Annotated in this window: 22 protein-coding genes; 5 read left to right on the forward strand and 17 right to left on the reverse strand. The window is 34.9% G+C overall.

Translation table 11 applies throughout. The features are described from left to right. Nucleotides 1-63: 63 nt before the first annotated feature. The 3 genes from RT99_RS23260 (at nt 64) to RT99_RS23270 (ending at nt 3494) form a co-directional block, all read left to right on the forward strand. Nucleotides 64-1605 (forward strand): hypothetical protein, encoded by a 1542-nt coding sequence (locus tag RT99_RS23260; RefSeq protein WP_042567103.1) that lies wholly within the window; start codon nt 64-66, stop codon nt 1603-1605. Between the two features lie 355 nt (nt 1606-1960). Beyond that, on the forward strand, nt 1961-2410 hold the full coding sequence (locus RT99_RS23265; RefSeq protein WP_165587227.1) for a CAP domain-containing protein: 450 nt from the start codon (nt 1961-1963) through the stop codon (nt 2408-2410). A 325-nt stretch (nt 2411-2735) separates the two neighbouring features. Further along, a complete protein-coding gene (locus RT99_RS23270) occupies nt 2736-3494 on the forward strand; it encodes a glycosyl hydrolase (RefSeq protein WP_052483778.1) in 759 nt (252 codons plus the stop codon). Nucleotides 3495-3826: 332 nt separating this feature from the next. Here RT99_RS23270 and RT99_RS23275 read toward each other — a convergent pair whose 3' ends face one another. The 10 genes from RT99_RS23275 to RT99_RS24880 all read right to left on the reverse strand — a co-directional run bounded on the left by RT99_RS23275 (nt 3827) and on the right by RT99_RS24880 (nt 16630). Beyond that, nucleotides 3827-4672, reverse strand: a complete 846-nt coding sequence (locus RT99_RS23275; RefSeq protein WP_042567105.1) for an oxidoreductase — start codon at nt 4670-4672, stop codon at nt 3827-3829. A 46-nt stretch (nt 4673-4718) separates the two neighbouring features. Further along, nucleotides 4719-5675, reverse strand: coding sequence for a polysaccharide deacetylase family protein (locus RT99_RS23280; protein ID WP_052483779.1), 957 nt, complete (start codon nt 5673-5675; stop codon nt 4719-4721). Between the two features lie 11 nt (nt 5676-5686). Further along, nucleotides 5687-6187 (reverse strand): nuclear transport factor 2 family protein, encoded by a 501-nt coding sequence (locus tag RT99_RS25500; protein ID WP_042567106.1) that lies wholly within the window; start codon nt 6185-6187, stop codon nt 5687-5689. A gap of 43 nt (nt 6188-6230) precedes the next feature. Further along, a complete protein-coding gene (locus RT99_RS23290; RefSeq protein ID WP_042567107.1) occupies nt 6231-7604 on the reverse strand; it encodes an alginate export family protein in 1374 nt (457 codons plus the stop codon). 214 nt (nt 7605-7818) lie between these two features. Beyond that, nucleotides 7819-8838 carry an MBL fold metallo-hydrolase gene (locus tag RT99_RS23295; protein ID WP_052483780.1) on the reverse strand — a complete coding sequence of 340 codons (1020 nt, stop codon included), beginning with the start codon at nt 8836-8838 and terminating at the stop codon, nt 7819-7821. Nucleotides 8839-9131: 293 nt separating this feature from the next. Further along, complete coding sequence (locus RT99_RS23300) at nt 9132-10901, reverse strand: amidohydrolase (protein ID WP_042567108.1); 1770 nt, start codon at nt 10899-10901, stop codon at nt 9132-9134. 36 nt (nt 10902-10937) lie between these two features. Then, a complete protein-coding gene (locus RT99_RS23305) occupies nt 10938-11957 on the reverse strand; it encodes an alpha/beta fold hydrolase (protein WP_042567109.1) in 1020 nt (339 codons plus the stop codon). 48 nt (nt 11958-12005) lie between these two features. Then, entirely contained in the window at nt 12006-12794 is a 789-nt protein-coding gene (locus RT99_RS23310) for an alpha/beta hydrolase (RefSeq protein ID WP_042567110.1), read from the reverse strand. Nucleotides 12795-13056: 262 nt separating this feature from the next. Beyond that, entirely contained in the window at nt 13057-15006 is a 1950-nt protein-coding gene (locus RT99_RS23315; RefSeq protein WP_042567111.1) for a sigma 54-interacting response regulator, read from the reverse strand. A gap of 10 nt (nt 15007-15016) precedes the next feature. Continuing rightward, nucleotides 15017-16630, reverse strand: coding sequence for a sensor histidine kinase (locus tag RT99_RS24880; RefSeq protein ID WP_082037007.1), 1614 nt, complete (start codon nt 16628-16630; stop codon nt 15017-15019). Nucleotides 16631-17269: 639 nt separating this feature from the next. Between RT99_RS24880 and RT99_RS23325 the strand changes: the two genes are divergently transcribed. Beyond that, nucleotides 17270-19261 carry a PAS domain-containing sensor histidine kinase gene (locus RT99_RS23325; protein WP_052483782.1) on the forward strand — a complete coding sequence of 664 codons (1992 nt, stop codon included), beginning with the start codon at nt 17270-17272 and terminating at the stop codon, nt 19259-19261. 104 nt (nt 19262-19365) lie between these two features. Here RT99_RS23325 and RT99_RS23330 read toward each other — a convergent pair whose 3' ends face one another. Both RT99_RS23330 and RT99_RS23335 read right to left on the reverse strand, forming a co-directional pair. After that, nucleotides 19366-19875 (reverse strand): response regulator, encoded by a 510-nt coding sequence (locus tag RT99_RS23330; RefSeq protein WP_042567112.1) that lies wholly within the window; start codon nt 19873-19875, stop codon nt 19366-19368. 150 nt (nt 19876-20025) lie between these two features. Next, the gene (locus RT99_RS23335; protein ID WP_042567113.1) at nt 20026-20406 is read right to left on the reverse strand and encodes a helix-turn-helix domain-containing protein; all 381 of its coding nucleotides are present in this window, start codon (nt 20404-20406) and stop codon (nt 20026-20028) included. Nucleotides 20407-20521: 115 nt separating this feature from the next. Between RT99_RS23335 and RT99_RS23340 the strand changes: the two genes are divergently transcribed. Then, a complete protein-coding gene (locus tag RT99_RS23340; RefSeq protein ID WP_042567114.1) occupies nt 20522-21499 on the forward strand; it encodes an NmrA/HSCARG family protein in 978 nt (325 codons plus the stop codon). A 621-nt stretch (nt 21500-22120) separates the two neighbouring features. Here the strand turns inward: RT99_RS23340 and RT99_RS23350 are convergent. From RT99_RS23350 to RT99_RS23370, 5 genes are all read right to left on the reverse strand, one after another. Continuing rightward, on the reverse strand, nt 22121-22699 hold the full coding sequence (locus RT99_RS23350) for a DUF4833 domain-containing protein (RefSeq protein WP_042567116.1): 579 nt from the start codon (nt 22697-22699) through the stop codon (nt 22121-22123). A gap of 365 nt (nt 22700-23064) precedes the next feature. Then, nucleotides 23065-23490 carry a GtrA family protein gene (locus RT99_RS23355; RefSeq protein WP_042567117.1) on the reverse strand — a complete coding sequence of 142 codons (426 nt, stop codon included), beginning with the start codon at nt 23488-23490 and terminating at the stop codon, nt 23065-23067. A gap of 1 nt (nt 23491) precedes the next feature. After that, nucleotides 23492-24178, reverse strand: a complete 687-nt coding sequence (locus tag RT99_RS23360; RefSeq protein ID WP_042567118.1) for a CDP-alcohol phosphatidyltransferase family protein — start codon at nt 24176-24178, stop codon at nt 23492-23494. A gap of 156 nt (nt 24179-24334) precedes the next feature. Further along, a complete protein-coding gene (locus RT99_RS23365) occupies nt 24335-25141 on the reverse strand; it encodes a phytanoyl-CoA dioxygenase family protein (protein WP_042567119.1) in 807 nt (268 codons plus the stop codon). Nucleotides 25142-25369: 228 nt separating this feature from the next. Beyond that, the gene (locus RT99_RS23370) at nt 25370-26158 is read right to left on the reverse strand and encodes an SDR family oxidoreductase (RefSeq protein WP_042567120.1); all 789 of its coding nucleotides are present in this window, start codon (nt 26156-26158) and stop codon (nt 25370-25372) included. Between the last annotated feature and the right edge of the window lie 87 nt (nt 26159-26245).

The following is a 26245-nucleotide window of genomic DNA, read 5'->3' on the forward strand; positions in this document are numbered from 1 at the left end:
TGTATTTGTGAATAAAAATGACTTTATAAATTAAAATAACCTTAAAAAAGAAAGTAAGTATAAATGAAAGACAATCAGACAAAAAAATATTATTGGGGAATAGGATTGGAAAACGAAACCTACATGCAGTTTGAAGAACCCCTAATAGTTTCTGGTGAATTTATACAAGAAAAAATTGGCTTTGAGAAATATAGTATTGATTACAGAAAATGCTATAAACCCGAAAGCCTGGCTCCTATGCTGAAAAAAGCTTTTAACCTGACTGAAAACTATAAAGTAAGTCGAATGATGAACAGTCATTCGCTGGAAAAGCTCGATATCAATTATCAGCACAAGACATTATCGCCAGTAAAAACAGTAATCGATACGGAAGCTGGTGAGATAATCGCAGAACCGATTGAAAATCCGGAATATCTGGGCAAATCGATCATGGAACTTTTCCTTGAAGATCAGCCATACAACATTCAGAGTATGATTACCCAAAGAAACAAAACGATGGGATCGGTGCATTTTGATGGTGATTCTATTGAATTTGTAACCAAATATTTTGAAAACAGAACAATTACTGATTCCTGCAAAGAATTGAAAGCGACCAAAAAACTGTTTTTGGATAAAATCAACGAATCGTCTGTGTTAAACGGAAAATTAAATTTTCCGGATTACAATAACGGCCTTAATATGTTTATGACCAATCAGGAAAACCTGGTTTTGTTCAATAACGGAACCTACCATTTTCATATCACCTTACCGTCATTAACAGAAGACAGTAGAATTGTGGATTACAATGATTTTGAAAAAACACATGCTAACGCCATTTATCTATTACAGTGGTTTGAGCCTTTTTTCATATCCACGCTCGGAAGCCCTGATATTATGGGCGTGATAAGTGATAAGTACAGTTTAGACAAAAAATTCACTTTGGGTTCAATGCGAAATGCCATGTCCCGTTACATAGGTGTTGGAACCTATAACAAATCAATGCCAAAAGGTAAAATTCTAACCTATAAGGTAGACAATTTTAGAAAACTACTGAAATTTACAAAAGAAGAAAATATCTGGTGGCGTGATCAGATTGAAGCCGACATGGAATATGAAATGCTTTCGGAAGTGGGGCTTGATTTTAATCAGGAAAAAATGTACCAGAGCGGTTTCGAATTCAGAAGCTTTGATGAATTCCCGGCGGAGTATTTAAATGATGTTCTTTTTTCTATTATTCTAATTTGCGAACATTCTCTAAACCTGCCTGATGTGCAATGGGGACATGACAGCAAAGCCTGGAATAACCTGGTCTTTAAAACCTTAAAAACGGGTTATGCCACTGAAATCAATGAAGAAGAAAAGAAAGAGCTTTTAAATCTACTCCAGCTATTAAATCCATCAGATTCTAATTACAGTACACTAAAATCAGAATTTGAAGCGATAATCATGCTGGATGAATTTTTCTTTAAAATTTTGGCTGTTTTACATGACAAATACAAAGACAACAACATTTGCCTGGATGCCATGTACGGACAAAAAACAAGTAACGCTCCAAAATGGGACAATTTTAATAAATACCAGACCGAAAGGCATTTAAAGCAAATTGGTTCGTTCTGCGATAATTAAAAAAGTATATCTAAATAAAAATAAGCCAATCTCTTCAAATCTTCCATAAAATTTATAGAAATTTGTTCAGTCAAGGTCACAAATAAAAAGCTCCAAATTGTTGATTTGGAGCTTTTTTTATGCCCTTTTATCTCCATTTAATACGTATGAATATGTAAATACCCAGCGGTTTGGTTTCCCCGTAGAGTTACAAGTGATGAACTAAACTGTCGTTTATCTTTTTGAGAAAAAATTTCAATAATAAAAGCAAAGAACCTTAATTTTAGAAAATCTTAAAACAATAAAACAAATATCTTTATACCTCCTTAATAAATAATCAATTATTATGTTTCCAAAGCGTGTCATTTATATTCTTTTGACCTCCTTATTATTTATCTCATGTAGTAATGATGATGATACTCTCATTGATGGGACAGACGTTACTGATTCTGTTTTGATTGAAATAAACAAACTTAGAGCAACGGGATGTAAATGTGGAGCCGATGATATGCCTGCTGTACCTGCATTGGTAAGCAATACATTATTAACAAAAACAGCTATTAATTATGCTAAGGATATGAATGCACGTAATTATTTCGCGCATATATCGCCTGAAGGGACAAGTCCTATACAAAGAGCCGCTGCTGTTAGTTATACCGGAAAATACGTAGGTGAAGTGATTGCTCGCAATTACAGTACTTCTGCCGAAGTTGTAATAGGCTGGAAAAACAGCGAAGACCATTGTAAAGCCATGATGAGTAATACTTATGTAGAAATGGGTGCTGGAAAATCAGGAAACATATGGGTTGCAAATTTAGGAAAGTAAACTAATTCTCTTCTCGAAGTTGTTATTAAACTATAACAATACATTGACATACAATTTATTTTAGTTACAAAAAAAATAGACTTATTCTTACGATAATGAGAATAAGTCTGTTTTATTATTTACAAATTATATTATTCTCAGTTTTTTATTTTATATATAGTCATTTTTACCATAACTAAATAATATTTTTAAATTTTAAGGACCTAAAACCAGTTATTTATGATTTTAATTCAAAAACACTCGTGTTTTTAATAATTATTAATATAAATATTTAATTATCAATACCTTAGTATAACTAATTATTTAACCTTAAAATTTAAAATTTATGAGAAAAACAATTTTATTTGTAGTATTAAGCCTAATGTTTATGGGGTGCGAAACAAGCGAGGTAAAGAATGACTCAGAAGTTAAAGCAGCATGGTCATCATCTGATCAATATGCTAGTTGGTCAAATGGCGGTTATACCGTTTATAATAATATATGGGGTTCTGGTGCAGGAAGCCAATCCATATGGGCAAATAATTACAGTAATTGGGGTATTTGGGCAAACCATCCAAATACTGCAGGTATTAAATCATACCCAAATTCAACCAAATATGTAGGTAAAGCATTAAATACAATCAACACTCTTAGTACCAGCTTTAATGCAACTACTCCAAGTGGTGGAGCATGGGTTTCTGCTTATGATCTTTGGGATAGCAATAAAGCCAATGAAATAATGCTGTGGTTAAACTACACAGGAAATTCGGACGGTTCAGGAAATGTAAAACCAATTTCTTATAATTATTCATCAACTGGTGCTTCTGTTCCGGTATACACAAACCAAAGCATAGGTGGTCACACCTGGAACGTATTCCGCGGAAACAATGGATCTAATAATGTTTATTCATTTTTACGCACGACAAAAACCAACAGCGGCACAATAGATGCAAAAGCAATCTATAATTGGATAAAAAACAAGGGATGGTTTGGTAATGTCACCGTTGGAGACATACAATATGGATTTGAAATCTCATCCTGTTATGGGACAAACGGAAATGGGGCAAATTTTACATGTAACAGTTATTCTGTAACTAGTAATTAGTATTTTTTGCAAGATCAAGACTGGCTTAATTTAAAGAATTGAGCCAGTTTTTTATTTTTAAAGTAGATTTTAAATTCACATGCTATCCCTGTCTATGTCAATGACGCAATGGAACAGTAGAAGGATAAATCGCTTCCGCTAAGATATTTATGGTAAGGCTTTTCTCAGCGCCGCTCTATTAGGAAATGATATTTATACTTAACATCAATAGGCGCAAACTAAAAAATCCCATTTCTTACGAAATGGGATTTTTTTATGTCTTCTCGGTACTATTTAACCACCTTTTACGGGATCAATACGAAAACATTATAATTGTTATTTATGTATTTGAATTATAACTTGTAATCTGTCGAAAAAGTAAGTTCTTTATTTGCTTCAATTTCATTTTTCAACGAATCAATTTTATAAGTAGCAAATCCATAGGCATCAGATCCTGTCAGCAAACGAAGCGGTGGTTCTGCTTTTTGTGTTACTTTTATAATTAAATCCGCTACTTTTTCAGGATCTCCTGGTTGATTGCCCGGAATATCATTTTGATGTGCCTTTACACCTTCACGTATAGCTGTATATTCTTCAATAGGATTTTTCGAAGCAATTAATGATGAACTATTTAAAAAGTTCGTACGTACATAACCGGGTTCTATAATGGTTACATTAATTCCAAATGGCTTAACCTCTTCTGCAAGTGCTTCAGAAAGTCCTTCTACGGCAAACTTAGTAGCACAATAAATTCCCCAGCCTGCCCCGGCAATTAAGCCAAAAACAGAGGAAAGATTTATAATGTGTCCAAATTGTGCGGCTCTCATATGAGGCAAAATTGCTCTTGTAACATTTAGCAAACCAAAAACATTTACATCAAAATTGGCACGAACTTCAACATCCGAGCTTTCTTCAATTCCGCCTATTAAACCATAACCGGCATTATTGACCAAATATTCAATAGAGCCAAATTGCTCAATCGCTGAATTAACAGCTTGCTTTACGCTTTCTTCACTGATCAAATTGACCTGCAACGGTAAAAACTGATCAGACGAATTGTCGACCACTTTTTTAAGCGATTCTACATTTCTTGCAGTAGCAACAACATTAAATCCTTGAGCCAATAGTTGTTTGACTAAAACAAGACCAATTCCCTGAGAAGTTCCTGTTATAAACCACGTTTTGCGTTCATTTTTCATAATTGTATATTTTAAAAGGTTGAATTGTCTTTTAAGTGCTTTTGAATCATTCTCTAATGATATTTTTATCCTGATAAGCCATTTGAGCAATCTCGTCTTTTCGTCTAAAACTAACTCCTTTATGTTTTTGAATATAACTAAGGATTTGTGTCGTGGCTGCGACCATTTGCGGTGTCCCTCCTATTCGATCATGAAAACTTATTGACATTTGTCGGCGCTTTTTTTCAGATTCTATATAAAGCTGGTCAAATTCCATTATAACCTGACGCGCAAACTGATCTGCACTAAAGTTTTTGCCTTCTACCAACACAATATCATTACAGCGAATGGTGTACGGAACCACTGCAAAATCGTTTCCTTTTACTTTTAATAAAAAAGGCTCGTCACGGCTTAAATCATCAATATGGTATTTAAAGCCCAGTTCCTGTAGAATTTCCAATGTATTCGTTCCGCGTCTTAACCAATTTGCATTATAGCCGACAGGTTCAAAACCGGTAACTTTTTTAATAGCATCTGCACCGTCTTTGATAAACTTCTTTTCTGTTTCATACGGCATAGAATATTGCGTCGCCCAGTCCATACCGTGGGCTGCAGCTTCGTGTCCTCTTGCTACAATTTCTTTGGCAAGTTCCGGATTTTTTAATACTGCCGAACCAACCATGTGCGAGGTAACCTTGATTCCAAATTTATCCCAATTGTCGAGCATTCTGGGAATTCCTTCTTTATATCCATACTGATACCAGGACTCGCCCGGAAGGTCTATAAATCCTTTCTGCATGTTTTGCGGAAATGGGCTTTCAGCATTTACAGGCTGTCCGCCTGCTTCAAATTGCATAGATACTGATACTACCAAACGTGATCCGTCCGGCCATTTGGCATCAGAAACTTCATTATTAGCTGATTTATCTTCTTTGAAATCGCTTGCCAGCAATGGGTTTATCGGAACGAATCCCGCGAGACCAGCAAGACCTGCCTGTTTTATAAATGTTCTTCTATCTTTCATTTCTTTTGATTTTATTTAAGTACTTTTTCAATAATCAGCGTTTCTTCATAAAGTGAAAATTTGGAGATCAGATTATTTTCAATCGTGATATGAATCGCTAAAGGCATCTTGAAATGTTTTCCGTTTTTTTTCACTGTTCTTTCAACAAAACCAAAGACAGCCACTTCATTTCCTCTCAATAAAAAAGATTTCGCCTCCAGCTTTTCACTTCCGTCAACAAAATAACTAAAGAGCGTTTTGAATAACACCGAAATTTCTTCTCGCTTTGAGCGATGTCCTGTCCATGGCATATACTTCGATTCGAAAATATACCAATCTACTTTTTCTGAAACCATGGACGCAATTCCTTCCGGATTTTTAGATCCTATATAACCAAAAAACTTCTCTACAGTTTCTTTTGTTTTTATTTCTTCTTCAGAATATACTTGTGACTGTGCCGAGAAACCAATCAATAGCATTGCTGTTATTAATATTATTGTTTCCATTTTTGATTTAAAAACAGCTTTTTTCATAATGAGATTTTTTAATGTTTCTGATGCAATTCAATTTTAAAACTTAAAAATGGAGCTGCATCGTAATTCCCGTAAAAAATATATTTTTACCGGTTCCTGATGCTTTTATATAATCTTTGGCCTGAAACCAAGTCGCTTCGAGCCTGAAATACAAATATTGGTTTGGCTCCCAGATGATTTCACTTTCTAATTGGTTACCGATTTTCTTTTCTGTCGTTGTGTCTCCGGGATAAATCAATGCTGTATTTGGTGCATAAATACCATCGTTGCTGCTGTATCTCCAAAACATATCATAATCAATAACCCAATCGACGTTTTTAACAATTTCAAGACTCAATGAAGGATGAAAATCAATTAAATTCGATGGCCCAATTACAGAAGCTAATCCAAAATAAGCACCTCTTGGAAAAAGCGGATTAAAAGTTTGCAGATTAGAGTCGCCCGCCGTTTTGTCTCCACTTATAATTTCGGTTTTAAAACCAATTTCCGGACGAAATTTGACGGTATTAAAACGATATCCTGCATTTATTGAAGCTGTCCAGGCACTTATGTTTTTGTCAGCAACATCACCAAATTGGTAAACAGCTTCTGCGTCATAACGCCAGTTTTCTGTTTTTCCCCAAATTCTTGTTCCAACAGATTGTCGTTTCTCTTTACCTGTTGCGTCAAAAAATGCTGCATTGGCTCTTTCGTAACCTAAATAATAAACATCAATATTTTTGATAATTGGTATTTTGTTAAACACCAAATAACTTCCCCATAATTGTCGGTCTTTATTCGAGTCGTCGTCAAAAATACCATCGTGCGCGACAACGTAATGTGTATAAAACAAATCGGTTGCAAAATTCTGTCTGGATACAATTGCTTTAATTCCGTCAAACGACTGCCTGTTATTCGGTCCTTCCCTAACGGCAACCAAACGCTGCGATCCGTATGTGAGTTCTTGCCTCCCTACTCTTAAAATAAGTCTTTTGCTGCCTTCATTTATAATATTGAAATCAGCAAAAGCCTGATGTACTTCCAGTGGGTTTTGTTCCACAGGATTCGGATCAATTCTGCCATCTGCCATACTACTTTGTGTCTGAACAAAAGCTCTGAAAAATTTTCCTGCATGAAAATCGGCATGAAACAAATATCTTCCTAAAACATAACCATCGTTATCCTGCGGACCATCGCCCCAATTTTCATTTTTAGCATAGAAGTACTGAAAACGTATATCGCCCCCAAAACTGATATACGTCTTTTTAGAAGCAGAAATTGGCAGAAATTTTACTGTTTTATACCAGTCATTGCTTACTGTATCATTTTCCAAAACACTATAATTCTCATCAAACCGAAGTGATTTAAAATCAGGGTACCGCTGTGCAAAACCAGAAAATGAAAGCAATAAAACCACTAATAGGATTTTGTTTTTCATAATTCAATTTTTATTATTATCACGCTATTGAGATTATTTTTAAACACATAGAAACATAGATTTTATAATTTTGAAAAAAAGAAAGTCAAAAAGAAACTCGTTTCTTAACACATAGCTATGTTTGTTAATGCAAGTGAAACGTCTTTTTTGAGTTCAATAATCCTATGTTTCTATGTGTTTAAAAATAATTACTCCCAACAGGGTTATTTTTTAATTATTTAACCCCGTTTTGCTTAATATCTTTATAAGCATTTGGAACATTAAAATTGAAATGAAGCCAGTTAAAAAGTTCATATCCTTTATCAAATTCCTTCATGGTTACAGCCGCTTTTGTTTCTTCTAATGTCAAACCTTTTTTTACGGCATTTTCAACATTAGACTGCAAAGCTGTAACATAATCAATCGTGTATTTTATTCCTGCTTTATTGGTAATTCTACCATGTCCCGGAACTACAATATCTTTATCAGAAATCATATTGTAAATTTTGTTCAGGTTTTGAACCGGTTCCAAAAAATAGCCGTCAAATAACCACGGAATTGTCGGACTCTCAGCAATAAAAGGATTTCCTGCCCACAACACATTTCCTGAAGGCGCTTTTAAATACACAAAAAGATCTGCTGGAGATTGCGCGGTTCCCACATTTATAATTTCAACGATATTGCCTTTTCCCATATCAATTTTCATGGTTTGGTTGATGGCTATTGTAATGTCGGCAGGACGGTAAACGCTCTCTTCAATTCCTCTGCCTTTTCCAAAAAGCATGATCATAAACTGTTTGATATTATCATAATTCTTCGCCAGATTGTCTTTGCTGAATTCATTCTGAATGACAATTGTTTCCTTCGGAAGTAAATAATTCCCGAAACAATGATCGCCGTGATCGCTTGTATTTATAGCATAAACAATAGGTTTTGGCGTTACAGATCGTATTAATTTATAAAGCTGATCGTATAATCCTTTGCTTAACATCGTTTCAATAAGCAAAACCCCTTTGTCTCCTACAATAAAGCCTGCCGAAGTTGCCTGCGCAATTCCTTTTGTGGTTTCGGTTTCGGTTGTACTTGGAGATATAGCATAAACATTTTCTGAAATTTTATGCAGTTTTAAAGTCACTTTGTTAGCGTCCCAAATGGGTACGTGACTGGGCATTGGAAATTGTGCATAAGCCGTTGTATTCACTAATGTACACAACATGATAATTGTCAATGCAGAGATTATTTTTTGAATTTTCATGATCTAAATTTTTATAGATTTTGTTTGATTAAATTAATTGGATATAATTGGTTTAAAAACACATAAATCTATGTGCTAGTTTTTCACGCAGATTTAGAAGATTTAAGCAGATTTTATTTTTTTAATCTTTTTAATCCTTTAATCTGTGGCTATATTTAAAATCTATGTGTTTGTTTTTCACGCAGATTTGGCAGATTAAGCAGATTTTTTAATCTTTTTAATCTGTGGCATTTATTTTAAAGTCTGCATTTTATATATTAAAACTAATTACACCCAACGAATTTTATTTATGATTAAAGTTTTTTAGCGTATCCTCCGAAATATTTCACCGGCGACCAATCCGGAATTACAGGTGCAATTACAGGATCAAATACTTTAAAATCTCTTGCTCCATAAACAATTTTGCCGTTAACAACAGTCAGATCCGATTCGATATTTCGAACTTTATCGGCTGGAACTGTAAAATAATCCTCTGATAAAATTGAAAAATCGGCATACATTCCTTTTACCAGTTTTCCTTTCTCTTTTTCTTCACCTGAAAACCAGGCGCTGCCTGAAGTATATAATTGAAGTGCAGTAAACTTATCCAAAACCTGATCTTTCGGCCAAAACTGCATGCCTCCTAATGTTTTTCCTGTAATGAGCCAATGCAGCGCCATCCAGGGATTATAAGTTGAAATACGGGTTGCATCAGTACCCATTCCGACAGGTATTCCCATTTCGAGCATTTTTTTAATCGGAGGCAATTGTGTTTTTGGAGCACCATACATTTTCTCATACAATTCTCCTTGAAAATACATTCTGAATTGAACTGCAATTCCCCCATTTAATGCTTTTACCCTTTCTAATTCCTGAGGTGTAATGGTTTCTGCATGGTCAAAAAACCAGCGTAATCCGTTAAATGGAATTTCTTTATTTACTTTTTCAAAAACATTGAGCATTCTGTCAATCGATTCGCCGTAAGTGGCGTGCAATCGAAAAGGCCATTTGTTTTTAACAAGCAAGCGAATTATAGGTTCCAAATCTTTTTCCATTTCATCAGAAAGAACAATTCTTGGTTCCAGAAAATTTTCAAAATCTGCTGCAGATGCTACTATATTTTCACCCGCCCCTTCTTCGGTATAACCGTTAGCTGTCAAAAGATTATCATTTTTGTTAATGACCGTTTCGGCAACCCACTTTTCGTAGTCCTGAAGTTCTTTTCCTTTTTGCTGTGCAAATAAATAATACGAGATTCTAAGATTTAGTTTTCCCTGTTTGGCCAATTCCATCGAAGTTGTATAATCCGAAGGAAAGTTTTGAGAACCTCCTGCCGCATCGATTACAGACGTTAATCCAAAACGGTTGAGTTCACGATTAAACTGAAGTGAACTGTTGATTCTTTCTTCGGGAGTTAATTTTGTGGTTAATCCCAAAGTGGTATAAATGGCTTTTGGAGTTTCTTTTGCAAACATTAATCCGGTTAAGTTTCCATTTTTGTCTTGTTCAAGAACACTTCCTTCGTAATGTGTATCTTTAGTATACCCCAAAACTTCGATTCCTTTTTTGTTTAAAAAAGCTTTGCCGTATAAATAGGTTATAAACACAGGTTTATCAGGAACTGCGGCATTTATTTCTTCAATGGTTGGCTGTCTTTTTTCATCAAAGCCAAATTCATTCCAGCCTCCAATTACTTTGATCCAAACTCCCGGCGGAGTTCTGGCGGCCTGTTCTTTGAGCATTTCCATAGCTCTTTTCAAGGTTTTTACGCCATCCCAACGCAATTCTGCATTATAATTTAAGCCTTCGCGAATGACATGAATATGACTGTCGTTTAAACCCGGAATAACCGTTTTTCCTTTTGCATCGATGCTTTTTGCAGATGAGGTTTTATAACTTTCCAGAATACTTTTTGAAGTTCCTGTTTCCAGAATAATCCCGTCTTTTATTGCCAACGCCTGCACAAATTCGCCTGATTTTTGCATGGTTGCAATTTTTCCATTGTAAATAATCAGATCGGCTTTTTCCTGAGACTGCATTAACAGACCAAAGAAAAATAATAGTATGATAAATATTTGTTTCATTTTATGAGATTTAATTGGTCTGTTTATTTTAGAACTTTATTTCGCAAGGAAAAATGCCAAAAGATCTTTTTGTACCTGAGCTGTATTTTCCTGAACCAGCCAGTGTCCTGAACCTGCAATTTTAGATTCGGTTACATTTTCTGCAACCAATTTAGAGTGCTCTTTTAAGAAAGCTGCGGCAAAATATTCCCCGCCCATAGCAAGCAACGGCATTTTAAGTTTTGTTTTTGCCAAAATTAAATTGTCTTTCCCGTCCTGCGGAAATGCTCCAAACCATTTAAAACTTGATTTCGCACCATCTTTAACAGCGTAAGCTCTTACGAATTCAGCAGTTTCCTCAGCTGTAAACGGATTTTTTACATGTCCTACCATTGGCCAGAAATTGGTTAAAAACTCTTTTTCTTTTCCTTTTACAATATCTCCCGAAGCTGGCCATGCAAAAAATCCAAACCACCATGCAGAAGCCGAAACTTGCGACCAAACCGGTTCGATACCAGGAAGAAGCGCATCCATCAAAGCTAATTTTTTAACTTCACTTCCATATTGTGCAGCATAAGCATAAGCCACCATAAGTCCGATATCATGTCCTGCCAGATTGATATTATTGTATCCTAATTTTTTTACCAGTTCATGAATATCTTTTGCCATATTTTTTTTGTCATAACCTCCTTCTGGCTTATCAGATTCCCCAACACCTCTTAAATCCGGAGCGATAACGGTAAAATGTTTTGAAAGTTCCGGAAGTAAACGGTTCCACATGTACCAGTTTTGTCCAAAACCATGAACCAATACCAGCGGATCTCCTTTACCGCCAATCACGTAATGAATTTTAACTCCATTTACTTCTTCATAGGCATGTTTGAAATTTGCAGGTGGATTTGCAGGTACTGCCTGAGTTGTTTCGGATGATGTCGCAGGTGTGGTTTCTGTTACAGTAGTTTCTTCTGTTTTTTTATTACAGGAAATTAAAACCATTAGTAAAAATGCAAAAGTTAAAATGTGGACTGTTTTACTTTTAAAGTTTAAAAAAGTAGTGTTCAATAAATTCGTTTTCATAATTTAAAATTTTAATTGGTTATTAGAATAATTGGTTATTATATTTTTTTAAGCTGGCAGTTTTCCTATCCAATCTTGTATAAAGACTGCAATTTCCTGCCAGCCCGGCTGATTTAAAACAAAGTGATTTCTTTCGGGAAAAACCTTAAAATCTGTAATAGAATTTTTATCCGTATATTTTTTGTAATTAGAATAGTTAAGTGACTCGGGAATAGTATGATCTGCAGATCCTGCAAGTAACAATAATGGATTGTGAGAAGCGTTAAAATTTACTTTTGCAGCCGAGGTTATGGTATCTCGCACGATTAATTTAGATTCGGGAATAACCGAATCATAATATGCTTTTTCCTGCCATTCTTCTGGCATTCCGTTAGTAAATGCATATTGCCATTGGCTAAAAGTCATTAAGAAAGTTTTCTTTGCAGAGGTAAAAAAACCAAGCGGTCCCCAGCCGGCTTTTAAAAATGAAAATTTAAAGGTCATAATTCCCTGAGGAGGAACCGAATGTATGGCAATTGCGGCCGAGGCTAAATTACGCTGTAAAAGTATTTGAGCTATAAGCCCACCAATAGAATGGCCGATTATTATGGGCTTTTGAGGAAGGTTTTTTGTGATATTTTCAAAATGATCTATCAAAGCGGTCAAGCGTAGACCGGCAATTTGAGGATCTGGATGACGATCTCGTAAAACAGCAGCCGGAGCGTCTTTGTACGGCCACGCTGGCGCCAGAGTTGTAAATCCTTTACTTTCGAAAAAGACTTTCCAGTCATCCCAGCATTTATTGCTTACAAATGCACCTGTAATAAAAAGTATTGTAGTAGGGTTTTCAGTCAGCATAATACATTGTTTTTAATGTTATGCCAAAGAAGAAACTAAAACCGAACCTGTATTTTATTTAACTGATTTTCAATTAATTAAACATTTATATTGAAATTTGAAACGACTATATTTCGTCGTACAACGAAAATAAAGCAACTTAATATCGTTTTTTGAGTTATGAATTTTGAGTTATGAGTTATGAGTTATGAATGAAAAGTAACGCGTAGTTGAAACGTAAAATGTGCTTTTAATTCATAACTCATAACTCATAATTCATCATTTAAAAGTGGCTTCTCTTTATACCCAATTTTTGCATTCTCGAAGCTAATGTTGTAGGCGGTAATCCTAAGATTTCTGATGCTCCTCCAATACCTCTTATTCTTCCATTGCATTTTTCAAGCACATTGATAATGTGCTCCCTTTCGTTTTCCTGAATAGTTTTAAAATACCAGTCATTTGACTTGGTATTTATTTTAGCGTCATCAAAAGCCGGAAGCGGAATGTGCTCAATGGTATTTGTTTTTGCCAAAAGAATACTTCTTTCAATAAGGTTTTCGAGTTCACGAATATTCCCTGGCCATTGATACAATAAAAGGCTTTTTAAAGCACTTTCTGATATTTCGGTCACATTTTTTCCCGTTTTAGAACTATAGACAGCAATAAAATGACGGGCAAGAAGTCCAATATCTTCTTTCCGCTCTCTTAAAGGAGGCAGCTGAATTGGAAACACATTTAACCTGTAATATAAATCAAGTCTAAAACGGCCGTCAGCAACTTCTTTTTCAAGATTACAATTGGTAGCTGCAATAATTCGCACATTAACTTTTATTGAGGCATTACCTCCAACGCGTTCAATTTCTTTTTCCTGGATTGCCCGCAGTAATTTTGCCTGCATTTCTAAGGGCATATCACCAATTTCATCCAAAAACAAAGTGCCGTTATCTGCCTGTTCAAATTTACCAATTCGTCTTTCTGCTGCACCGGTAAAAGATCCTTTCTCATGTCCGAATAATTCTGATTCTATCAGACTTTGAGGAAGTGCTGAGCAATTAATTTTTACAAACGGCTGATTTTTTCTATTTGAAAGTTCCTTAATACTATGGGCAATACTCTCTTTGCCAGTACCGCTTTCCCCGGTAATTAAAACTGTTGTATCGGCGGGGGCAACTTGTAAAATATGATCAAATATTTTTAACAACGCCGGACTTTTACCAATGATCGATTCAAAACCTGCATCTTTTATATTCTTAACTGACACAATATTTTCAGAAGAAGTGTTTTTTTTATCCCGTTTTTTGTCATGACTGATCAAATTTTCAATTGCAAAAATCAAAGGCTCCTGAAGTCTTTCACACAGCGTTAAATGATTTTTATTGTAATTGTCTGCCTGCCTGCTGAAAAAAGACAGATATAGCCCGCCATTTTCTGTCAATGTCAAAGGAACCGGCAGCATGAGATTCGATTTCATATTCATCGAGGTCGCAATCAATTTTTTGATAGGGGTTTTATCGCATATTTTTATAAAATCCTGACCATTATAGAATGTCGCATCTGTCTCGACTTTGCTTTTGTTTCGCAATTCAGTAATCTCAGATTCTTTTAAGGCGGTAATATTTTGCAACTCCTCAATTCCTATTCGTTGGTATTCGTGTAAACCTGTTCTTGCGTAGCCCAAAACTCTGCTGGATAATTTATTTTCCATATAAAAAACAGCCATTACAAGATCAAAAGAAATAAGAGACTGCAGGGCGGTAATAATATTGAGAACCCTTTCATCCCAGGTACCGCTTTTCGTTACTATAGTTTTTAATTGTTTTTGAAACAAAAGCTCTTTTCTAATTGATGATTCTATTCCATATTGCTGGTGATATTCGGCAATTTCAATTGTTACCAACAAATCTTTTTCTCTAAAAGGTTTTACCAAAAAGCCTTGGGGATGAGTCAGTTTAGCTTTGCTAAGAACTTCTTCATTAGAGTTGGCAGAGAGATAAATAAAAGGAATATTTTCGTTTTTGAGTATTTCGGCAAGATCAATACCGGTCTCTTTTCCTGAAAGAAAAATATCTAATAATACCAATTCCGGCCTCTGCTCTGCAATATAATATTTAGCATCAGGAACTGACCTTGCCATCCCAATAACAGAATGTCCGGCTTTTTTCAGCATCAGTCGTAAATGATTTGCCTCAACAAACTGATCTTCAACTATAAGTATTTTTAATTGTTTTGCCATTTTATCGAAATTATAAATGAGAACTATTTTCGTTAAAAATGAATTTCAGCGTTATTTTAGTACCATTTGCATTAGTAATTAGAAACTTTCCATCGATATCAGCAGAAAGTCCATGCATCAATTTTATTCCCAATGAAGGATTGTTATAAGGGTCAAAATCCGCAGGAAGACCAATACCATTGTCCTGAATTATTAAAATATAATTTTTATGATCCTCTGTTTTAAGGGAAATATCAATTATTCCGTTTTTATGATCTGGAAAAGCATATTTAATAGCATTTGTAACTGCTTCGTTAAAAATCAGTCCAATAGGTATTGAATGGGACAAAGGCAGATTAAAGCTGTCAACATCTAATACAAACCGTATTGATTTTCTGATTTCGAATGAATCTTTTAGATATTCTGTTAATTCAAATATATAAGACGGCATATCAATTATCGATAAATTCTCTGATTGATATAATTTCTGATGGATTAAAGACATGGCATGAATTCTGTTCTGACTACTATTAATTGCCTGAAGAGCTTCTTCATTTTTTAAAAATTCAGTCTGACTTGCAAGCAAACCGACCACCATGTGCAGGTTATTTTTTACTCTGTGATGAATTTCACGCAAAAGCCATTCTTTTTCAACAACCAGCTTTTGCAGTGTATTATTTTTTTTGTTGATTTCATTTTGTTGTATTTCGAGTACCTTGTTTGTTTTCTTCTTAAACATAAAACTTTTATAAAGTAATCCAAGTATTATAAGTAAAAGCAAAACAAAAATGACCATGGAATTACGTAGAAACACTTCGTTTTTAAGTTTGCTTTGCTGCAACAGTGTTTTGTTTTTAAGTTTGATAATATCCATGCTTTTCTTTTCAGTTTCATAGATAATATTGAGTCTGGAGGAAATAGGATAAATATCGCTTTCTTTAAGATTGGCTTTTTTATAGAAAAATATAGCTTTTTTGAGTGAATTTAGAGCGTTGTGAAAATCTGAGATTGAAAAATACAATTCGCTGATTTCTCTGTAGCAGTCACCGCTTCTTTTATTATTTCCGGACTTTTCAAATAGTGAAGCTGCTTTAAAAATTGGATCTAATCTCTCTGCTATTGGTGCATTAGTACGCATTTTAGCTGACCAAACCATTACCCATGATTCTCCCAAATCATCTGTTTGATTTGTTTTGGTTAATACTTCTATTGCTTTTCTGGCGTTGACTTCTATCATCGAATTGTTATTTCTCAACTCCTGGACCATCGAAAGTTGAAGATAACATTTACCAGAATAAATATTAGAATGAAGTATCTGGCTTATCCGAAGGGCTTCCTCAGCATATTGAAATGCCTTTTGCAATGTTTTAGGGTTATTATAAGAAGCTTCATACCAGTCACTTACTTTTAATAAAATTTTGATTTTGTCTGTGCTTTCAGGTAATTTACTTAGTAATTCTTCTGCTTTTTTTACTTGCAGTTCGTTATAAACTACTTCTTGCGCCAGGTCATTTCTCAGATTAGACAGCTCTTTTTCTACAATTCCTATCTCCATTGTGCTCTTCGAAAAAGCCAATGCGTTTACTTCTCCAAATGTAAACCATACAAGGAGAAACAGAATTATTCTGTAGTGCTTTAAGAGCATTTTTTTTTGGAATTAATCAGCTTAACGAAGGTATTGATAATTCTTTATTTAAATTTAAAATATACGAAAATTGACTGCCAACGATATATCGTTGCTTTTACTTTTAATTATACAATACTGTTACATTTAATTAGTTCTAACAGTTTGGATTTTGTTTATAGGTCTAATTGTGACTAATCAATGATAATTATATAAACCTCCTTTTCGATATTATAAATTAAAGTTTTTTTTTACCTGTACTTTTACCATTACGATAATTAAAAACATTGTAAACTAATATTTAGAAATGTGGAAAACATAATCGATAAGGAAAGTGACGTATCATTATAATAGTCTAATCTAAGGATTCAATAAAATATTTTTTTTTATTTTCATTATAATTATTAACTTTCTATAATGAGATATTGTTAGCTAGGTTTCGTTTACTGATGCGTCCGAAGCATTGCAAAGAATTTCTGGATACGTTAAAAGCGACGTTACAGGATATACCAGTAATTATTCTTTTAATTATTCTTTCTACATCTTCGGATTCTGTAACAGCTCATAAGCTCAAAGCTGGAGGTGCCAGCGGTTTCCTGACAAACCCAGCAGTATCAAAGAACTTTCGAATCTTCTGCGCCCTTATTTAATCTAAAGTATATGAATATCGAAAACCAACAGGAACTCTATTTACTAGTTATGAATGCGCCGGTCGGCATCTGCGTTTTGGATGCCCAAACGCTGGTTGCCGAAATTGTAAACGACAGCTTTATAGAAGTGGCCGGAAAACCGCGAGAAGCGATCCTTGGTCATTTTTACTGGGAGACTTTCGTTGAAGTACGCTCCTACTACGAAAGTGCATTGGCGGATGTTATTTCTCAAGGGAAGTCCTACTCTGTCAATGAGGCTGAACTTGTGCTGATCAGACACGGAAAGGAAGAGACTCGTTACGTGACTTTTGTTTATGCCCCTTTAAAAGATGTTTCCGGAGATGTAAAAAAAGTGGCTGTCTGGGTAATGGACAATACAGTACAGGTCAATCAAAGGCATAAAGTGGAAGAAAGCGAAAAATTTGCGCGTACCGTTTTTTATAATTCCCCTGTGGCGAAATTGGTGTACACCGGACCTGAAATGGTTTTACGCGAGGCTAATGAGAAAATGCTTGAAATATTTGGCAAAGGAAATTCGATTATCGGCAGGCCTATAATGGAAACAGTACCGGAAATCAAAGAGACGCATTTGTTTCAGGCCTATAGTAATGTTTTAAATACAGGAGAAATTCATACCGAAACCGCCGCCCGCATCATGTTTGTTAAGAATGGTTCGCCTTATTACGGTTATTATGATTACACTTACAAGCCATTGTACGATGCAAAAGGCAGAATCCATGGTGTCATCTGTACGGCTATTGACGTAACTGAAGAGGTAATTGCGCGCAATAAGCTGGAAGAAGCCGAACAAAACATGAGAGGCGCAGTTGAGCTTGCCCAGCTTGGCACATGGAGTATTGATGTGGCGTCAAACGGGTTAACCTATTCAGACCGTCTTATTGAATGGTTTGGATATGATCCTGCCGCTCAGGACTATAATGAAGTTATACCGATTTTGCTCGAAGAAGATCGCGAACGAGTAGCAAATGCCGTGGCATGGGGACTGAATCCTGCTTCAGGAGGGTTGTATGATGAGACCTACACGGTAATACATCCCACTACCGGAAAGAAAAGAATATTGCATGCGCAGGGTAAAACTGTTTTTGATCCCGAGGGCAAACCTGTACGCATGAACGGGACTGCTCAGGATATTACCATCCAGATGGAACTACAGATGGAACTGGAAAACCAAATACAGCAGCGTACCGAAGAGATTGGCGCTGTTATAGAGGAATTAAGGGCTACAAATGAAGAATTGGAACAGACCAACGTACAATTGATACATTCTAATCAGGAATTGGAACAGTTTGCCTACATAGCTTCGCATGACCTGCAGGAACCGCTTCGCAAAATCAGCACCTTTGTGCAGTTGCTGGAGGGCAAAATCACGGAACATCTTGACGAAAAATCACTAGGATACATAGATAAAATAAAAGACGCCACAAGCCGTATGGGCAAACTTATTCGAGATGTGCTCGCCTATTCTGCCCTGCCGAAAGACGATATCAATTTCGTTACGGTAAACCTTGAGGATACGGTCAAAAATGCGCTGGAAGATTACGATGTAGTAATGGCGCGCACAGGAGCTAAAGTTACATGGAATACGCTTCCGGTCATCAAAGGCATTCCCTTGCAGATGTCCCAGCTGTTTTTTAATCTGATAGGGAACGCGTTAAAATTTATACGCCCTGGTGTGCAGCCCAAAATTCATATTCATTGCAGTATTGCCTCTCCCGATGAGATCCAGTCAGTAAATCTAAAAGAAGGGCTAGCTTATTATAAAATTCAATTTACTGATAATGGCATCGGCATGAAGCCTGAAGATACAGAGAAAATTTTCAATATATTTCAAAAGCTGCACGGTAAAAGTGAATTTGCGGGCACAGGAATCGGACTGGCTATGTGCAAAAAAATTGTCCAGAATCATAATGGTGAAATTGACGCCCTACAAAGCAATGAAAATGGAGCGGTATTTAACGTCTACCTGCCAATAAACAATTAATAATATCTGAGTGGTGATCGATTCTTTATTAAAAACACAAAGATTGCTGTAATTATAATTTTACGTTCAGTACTGCAAGGGAAATGGGTTCGATTAAAACCTATTTAATCCTTTGGAGATATATTCTTTTCAGAAACAAAAAAAATATTTTTCACCGGATTCATTAAAGCTTTTGTCCAGTGCAGAATAAATACTTTTTTCAGAATGAGAATAAAGCTGGTAAAAGAATTTGGTTTTTGTATATACAGGTTTGCTCCCTTATTGAAAGTATCTTCAATATCTTTAGGGTTATTAGAAGTCGAGAGCATAACCGCAGGAATCTCCTTCAGTTCCTGATCGCTTTTTATTTCTTCCAGCGCCTCCTTACCCCCTTTAATCGGCATATTTATATCGATAAAAACAATATCAGGTTTTGGTTCAGACCCATCCTTTAAGGCATTAACCAGTTCTTCGCCGTTGTCCACTGTAATAACTTCAGTAGGAACTTTTGTTGCATCAAGAGCTTCCTTAAATAATTCCTGATCATCTTTGTCATCCTCAGCCAATATAATTTTTACTGGCTCGATTTCTTTTAAGTCTTTAGTAGTTCCAACTGGGTTTTCAGAATTTATCATGTCAAAACGGTTTTACAATTTCCAAAAGTACTATTTAAATGCTTACTAAAATTGCCACCAGGCAATAATCTTAAAAGCATTTACAAATTAACAGCCAGCGATATCGTTTATGGCCCTTTATGCGGTTGTTGAAATTTACAATCTACTGTTTTAAAGTATTTTGTGATTTACAAATTCACCTTTATGTATGGCAGCCTTATTTCCCCATTCCGTTATTGCATTTAGTAATGGTATGCAGGATTTTCCAAAATCTGTTAAACTGTAAACAACTTTTATCGGAGGTTTTTTCCCTTCAACAGTACGTGATAAAAGACCGTCATTTTCAAGCTGCTTTAACTGGAGGCTTAAAGTCATTTCTGTAATAGCCGGAATATCTCTTCTAAGTTCACTATACCGTTTATCAGTGTCTTTTAAATGATACAAAATAACCGCTTTCCACTTTCCACCGATTAAATCCATAGCTATACTAACAGTGCATGGGTACAATTTGCTATCCAGTTTTATATAATCACTTTGACATTCAATTTTCATAAACTTCTTTTTTAGACCAACTATCCAAATAGATAGTTATTGCAAATTTATCTAACTATGAATAGTTTTGCAACTATAATTTTTATAGTCCAAAATTAATCAAAGTAATGAACTTATGGAAAAAGATTTTAGCGCAGCCAAATCAAGTATTAAAAGTAGCAAACCGCTTATTACCATTGTTGGTATTTTAGGCAAACAAGGCTACAGTGTTGCACAGTCCCTAATACAGAGCGGACAATATCAAGTACGTGGTATTACCAGAAGACTCGATTCTACGGAAGCAGTAAGTTTGATAGAACAAGGAGTAGAACTAATTAGTATACCTCTTACTTTGGGTTATAAAAAAGATTTTGTAGAGGCTTTCCGTGGCTCATACGGCATTTTTTTGATAACACCCAGTATTGCACCTCCGCAAACGCATGAATTTGCGTTGGGAAAGGAGCTTGCAGATGCAGCACTTGAGGCAAAGGCTGAACACCTAATTTTTAGCAGCCTGGAAAATGTTGATAGAATTACGTCAGGAAAAAAGTTTGCGCCCCATTTCACCGACAAAGCCAATATTGAGACGTATATACGGACACTGCCAATTAAAAGTTCATTCATTTATATGGCCTTTTTTTATACGAACTTCCTCGAATTTTATACCCCGATTATCCAAGATGATGTTCTTGTATTTCCAATTTACTTACCAAAAGACTTTCGTGCACCGTTTGTTGACCCTCTTACTGCTACAGGTCCAGCTGTTTTAGAAATTTTCTCTAATGCAGATAAATATGCAGGCAGCTCATTACCTGTGATTGGTGATATTTTATCGCCTCAGGAAATAGTTGATACTTTTATAAAGGTTACAGGCAAGAAAGCTGTGTACAGTTCGGCATATACGCGAAACGATTTTCTGAAACATTTTCCAGAATTCAGTTCCAATGAAACTTTAGTGAACGAGATAATTGGAATGGCCGAGTATGCTGTTGAATATGGTTATTTTGCAGAAAATCGCGATTTACAATGGAGCAAAAAAATTAATCCGCAAAGCCTTTCCTGGGAACAATTTTTAATTCGAACAGGCTGGAAAGGTTTAAAGCGATCCTATTAATTTTGTACGTTTTGTGATAAATCGCGGCCCATCAGCAAACTTAAAAAAATAAATTCTAGTTTTCGCAAATGAGAGTTATTGCACAGTGGCCTTTGTGATCTTGCTTATCATTGCCTATAAAAATCAGTGTTTATCCTATAACAGGATTATTGTCGTGTGCATCCTCAAAACTTCAAATATTAAAACAAATACACACGACATTAGTAATTGTAATTAAGACTCTAAGAGATACAGTCTCAATTATTGTTAACAATCGTATATTTACAGCTACCTGATTCAACCATAATAATCAAAACACATTATCGTTTATAATTCAAATACAACAAACTGCCCAGCCGTGAAATGAAAAAATTTGCAATTAATAAAACAGCCGACGATCATTGGACTATTACCCATAATGAATTTCCGAAATTTACCTGTAAGTTTGAAAATAAAAAATTTAACATAAGCAGGACTATAAACGGACTTGAAAACCCAATGGGTGACCCAAAAGAAGTAAGACTCCTCCAACGAATGGAACAGTGGCTCCTGCAGTATCATAAGGATAAGACAGTCTAACTAAAGTAATTATTCAACTAGAGTTTATTCTTAAAAATTTTCTTTGTAGATATTATAGGCATCTTATTTTAATAACATTCTTTCCGTAATTGTTTTATTTGAGGAAGCATCAATTCCGGTAACTTCGGCATACTTTACATTTGGTAACCAAAAAGAACCTCCTTCAATGCGCACAAATATTTTTTCTACCTGTATTCTTTTCTGATTTAAATTTACAAAAACATGATATTTTTGATCTGAATCTATCTTTTTCAAGGTTAAGGGTAATTTTTTATACGATACAAATTGAAGTTCAAACTCCTCATTATTTGACGCTTTACTTTCTATTCCGTATGCATATTTGCGTTGTAGATAGTTAAAATCTTTTTTTTCTCCTTTCTCAGCATATCGAATCCAATACGCTTTTATAGGATTGCTTTTGTCTATTTTTCCGTTTTCCTGATAGTTAATGGCATAAATAGCAGTGTTTATATTGGGGTCTCGCTGAATATAAAATACCATATTCTCTATATTTTTAGGCGTTGGAAAATGTAATGGCGATGGATTTTTAGATTGTGCCAATAGATTTCCGGAAATTATATTTACTAACATCGTTACAACAATTAGTGATTTTCTAAAATTTTTAAATGGTAATTTATTCATAAACGAAATTTTCATTGGTAGCAAATATTTTAAACACACTTCGACTCCGCTCAGTGCAGGCTGGAAACATAGATTCAGGACGCTTAAAAAAGGTGTTTTACATGTTTTAATGCAGATTAACCCTTTCAGAATCCGCAATCTTGTCATCTCGACGAAGGAGAGATCACACAAGAAACTCGACAAAGATTGGCGAATATCTGATCGGAAATACTAGTGTGATCTCTCCTTCGTCGAGATGACAAACTTTGTGGTTACTTCTCTGTCTTTTTACTAATTCCTTAACTTAATGACATTGGGCTTTGGGGACTATGTGTTAGAACAGAAAAACCACGAATTACACCCAATTGGTTATTTACATACTAATTTTATTCAATTACATTCTGTTTTTCGTTTACCCTAAAAACCCAATATTTAATCAGCGGATAATTAAATCCATAAGAAACAAAACTATCCGTGATTAATCTTCCGATTCTATAATCGATTTGAAATACTTTTTGTAAAATAAGCGTACCAAATGATTTTAAGGAAATGCTTCCCAATACAACCAACGCAAATTTAAAAAGCTGACTATTGATACGGCTACGATAACCACATTGTTTTTTAAATACCCAAAATCTATTGATGCTGAAATTGACAATTGCGCCAACGGTTCCGGAGATTAGAATCGAAAAGGTAAAATGCAATTTAAATACTTCTGTTAATAAAATCATTAAACCATAATCGGTAATGCCTCCTAAAAATGCCGCAACTTGTGCTTGTAGAAAAGTGAAAATAGATTTTTTCGGGAACATATCAGTCTTGGTTTTTATCTTTTAAATCGCCCAGCTTTAAAAGTTTTAAGCTATCTACGATATTAATTATGAGCAATATAATAGTGATTAAGCCAGCCAAATATGCAATTGATCCATAAAATAAAACTTCAATAATTAAAATTAAGGCAATAATAAATCGAAGTTCTGTTGGGCCAACAACGCCAGAATCTATACTGTATTCATTTGTAATTTTGTAGCGTAACTGACTGATGATGATAGACCAGCCATACAATGCGACAAAAGCAAAGGCTACTATTTGTGTGCTATTTTTGGCATAAATGTAGTAGCCAAAGCCTATAAATACAATACCAATCCAATCGGCAATAATATCAAGTGCAAAACCATACCAACGACGCGGAATATTTCTGTAATAAGCCAATCTTCCATCTAAAGAATCGCCTAACCAATTTATAACCAAACCGATAATACCCAAAAGCAAATACCAGTTTGCTACATAAGTACCTAAAACAAAAGCTAAAAAAACCAATCCAGAACCCAGTGTACCCATTAAAGTGAGTACGTTTGGCGAAATGAATTTAGGCACCTTTGGCAGCAAAAATACAATCGTTGACTGTTCTGCTCTTTTTAAAATATTAGTACGCTTTCGGTCTGAAAATGTTCTTTGTACAATTGCACTATGATCTTCAACCTGTGTTTCTTTTCTCATTAATATCGCAATATTTATAAGCCAGATAGTATTATACTAATTCTAGTTTTATAATTTTTAATTTTATTTTTCTTTGCGTATTTTTAAAGAAATCGGTGGTTCTTTTTAGTTTACCTGATCTAACCAGATAACTAAATGCGAGGACAATCAGCATAATTATTTAACAATACCTGCAAAACGTTGATAGAAAACTGTTGGGCTGTTCTCGTTTTTAGGAGCATATTTTCCTGCTATAATTGGAATATAAATAACTCTCCTTCTACTGTCTTCGCCACGGATAGAAGATTCAGCCACTCTGTGCCATAAACGACCATCGTGAATGGTTAAATCTCCAGCTTCCGGAGTGATGGATACTTCCTGTGGATCGGGTTTATTATCTAAAAAGTACTTTTTACGGAAAAGCATTTGATAAATACTTTGCTTGTGCGTACCCGGTATAATTTTAAGACCGCCGTTTTCGGGTTGTAAAGTGCTTAAGTGAATACCCACATTGAGCATCGGGTTTAATTTTGCACCATAAAAAATATCTCTCAAACCATCTGTATGCCAGCCCATTTTAGTAAACTTACTTTCTGGCCCATTAATATAATGATTGAAAACCATTCCGTCTTTTTCTTCAGTACCTAATCTTGCACCATCGCCTGCCAATGGTAATAAACTATTAAATCTTGGATCAAGTAAAAGACCGCTTAAGGTTTGATGATGTTGATTGATAAAAGCAAAACGTTGTACAATAGGAGAACCATCTAAATCTTTTCCATATTTAATTGGAACACCATTTACTTTTTGAAGGTCATTGTGAATCCATTTTTGCTCCACTTGTTTAGACGCATCAATGATGGATGAAACCGTTTCCGGATTTATAAATTTTTTGAAATGGATGAAGCCATGTTCGTTAAAAAAGTTGATTTGCTCAGCAGTTAATTGCTCAGTAAGCGTAAAAGTTTTATAAGAAGATACCATGATAAATATATTTAATAAATGAAATAATAGTGTTTTAAATTTTATCTAAAGGATTAGCAACAGCAACAACAGCAACACATTCGCATAGTGTTGGCGTGCATTCGATCTTTAGTAAAATTAAACTCATTTCTCATATTAGATATACTCTATAGAATTAGTAGACATTTATACAAATGTAATATAATTTCTCATTTGCAAAGAATTTTTTTTTATTTTTTTTTGAAAAATTTAAATTTTATAAATCCCGGCTGCCATTTTTTCGATAAATGCCTTTGGTAGTATACGGTTGGCATAAACCGAAATGATATTTGTAAAACCCGGAATAGCTTCTGATTTTTTGTTGAACATGGTTTTTACAGCCATTTTTGCAACTTCATCAGGCTGCATATTAAACTTTTCAGCCATTTTGCTAAAAGCGTCTAAACCAGCTCTTGAAGCAAAACCAGTATCAACGGGACCTGGGCTAAAACAGGTTACTGAAATTGAAGTTTTAGCAAGTTCAAAACGCAAGGCACGGGTAAACGATAATACAAAAGCCTTTGTAGCTGAATAAACAGCCAGCGTAGGTACAGCCTGATATGCAGCAGTACTAGATATATTTAAAATGTAGGCTTGCTTTTCTTGTGCAAGTATGGGTACTAATAAATGTGAAAGCTCTACAACTACATTCATGTTAAGTTGCATCATGCCAAGCTGATCGGTTAGAGAAGACTGACTAAAATCGCCCCAAACACCATAACCCGCATTGTTTACTAAAATGCCAACTGAATAGTTATTCATTTTTATCCAATCGCTTACTTTTAGCGATGCTCCATTTGTCGAAAGATCAATTGATAAAAAAGGAGCATTGATGCCGTATTTAACCTGAAGATCATCAGATAGTGCTTTTAACTCCTCATCACTTCTTGCAACAAGCAATAGCGGATAACCCTGTTTAGCCAATTCATAAGCAATAGATTTTCCAATGCCTTTGCTAGCGCCAGTTATTAAGGCATACGGTTTCGTTTTTTCGCTCATTTTATTAATTTTAATCTTTCAAATATAAAGATTAATTGTAAACCGTTGGGTGTACAACTTGCATAATATTTGATGTAATAAAGCAAC

It is taken from the genome of Flavobacterium sp. MEB061, from assembly GCF_000834715.1.
Classification (GTDB): Bacteria; Bacteroidota; Bacteroidia; order Flavobacteriales; family Flavobacteriaceae; genus Flavobacterium; species Flavobacterium pectinovorum.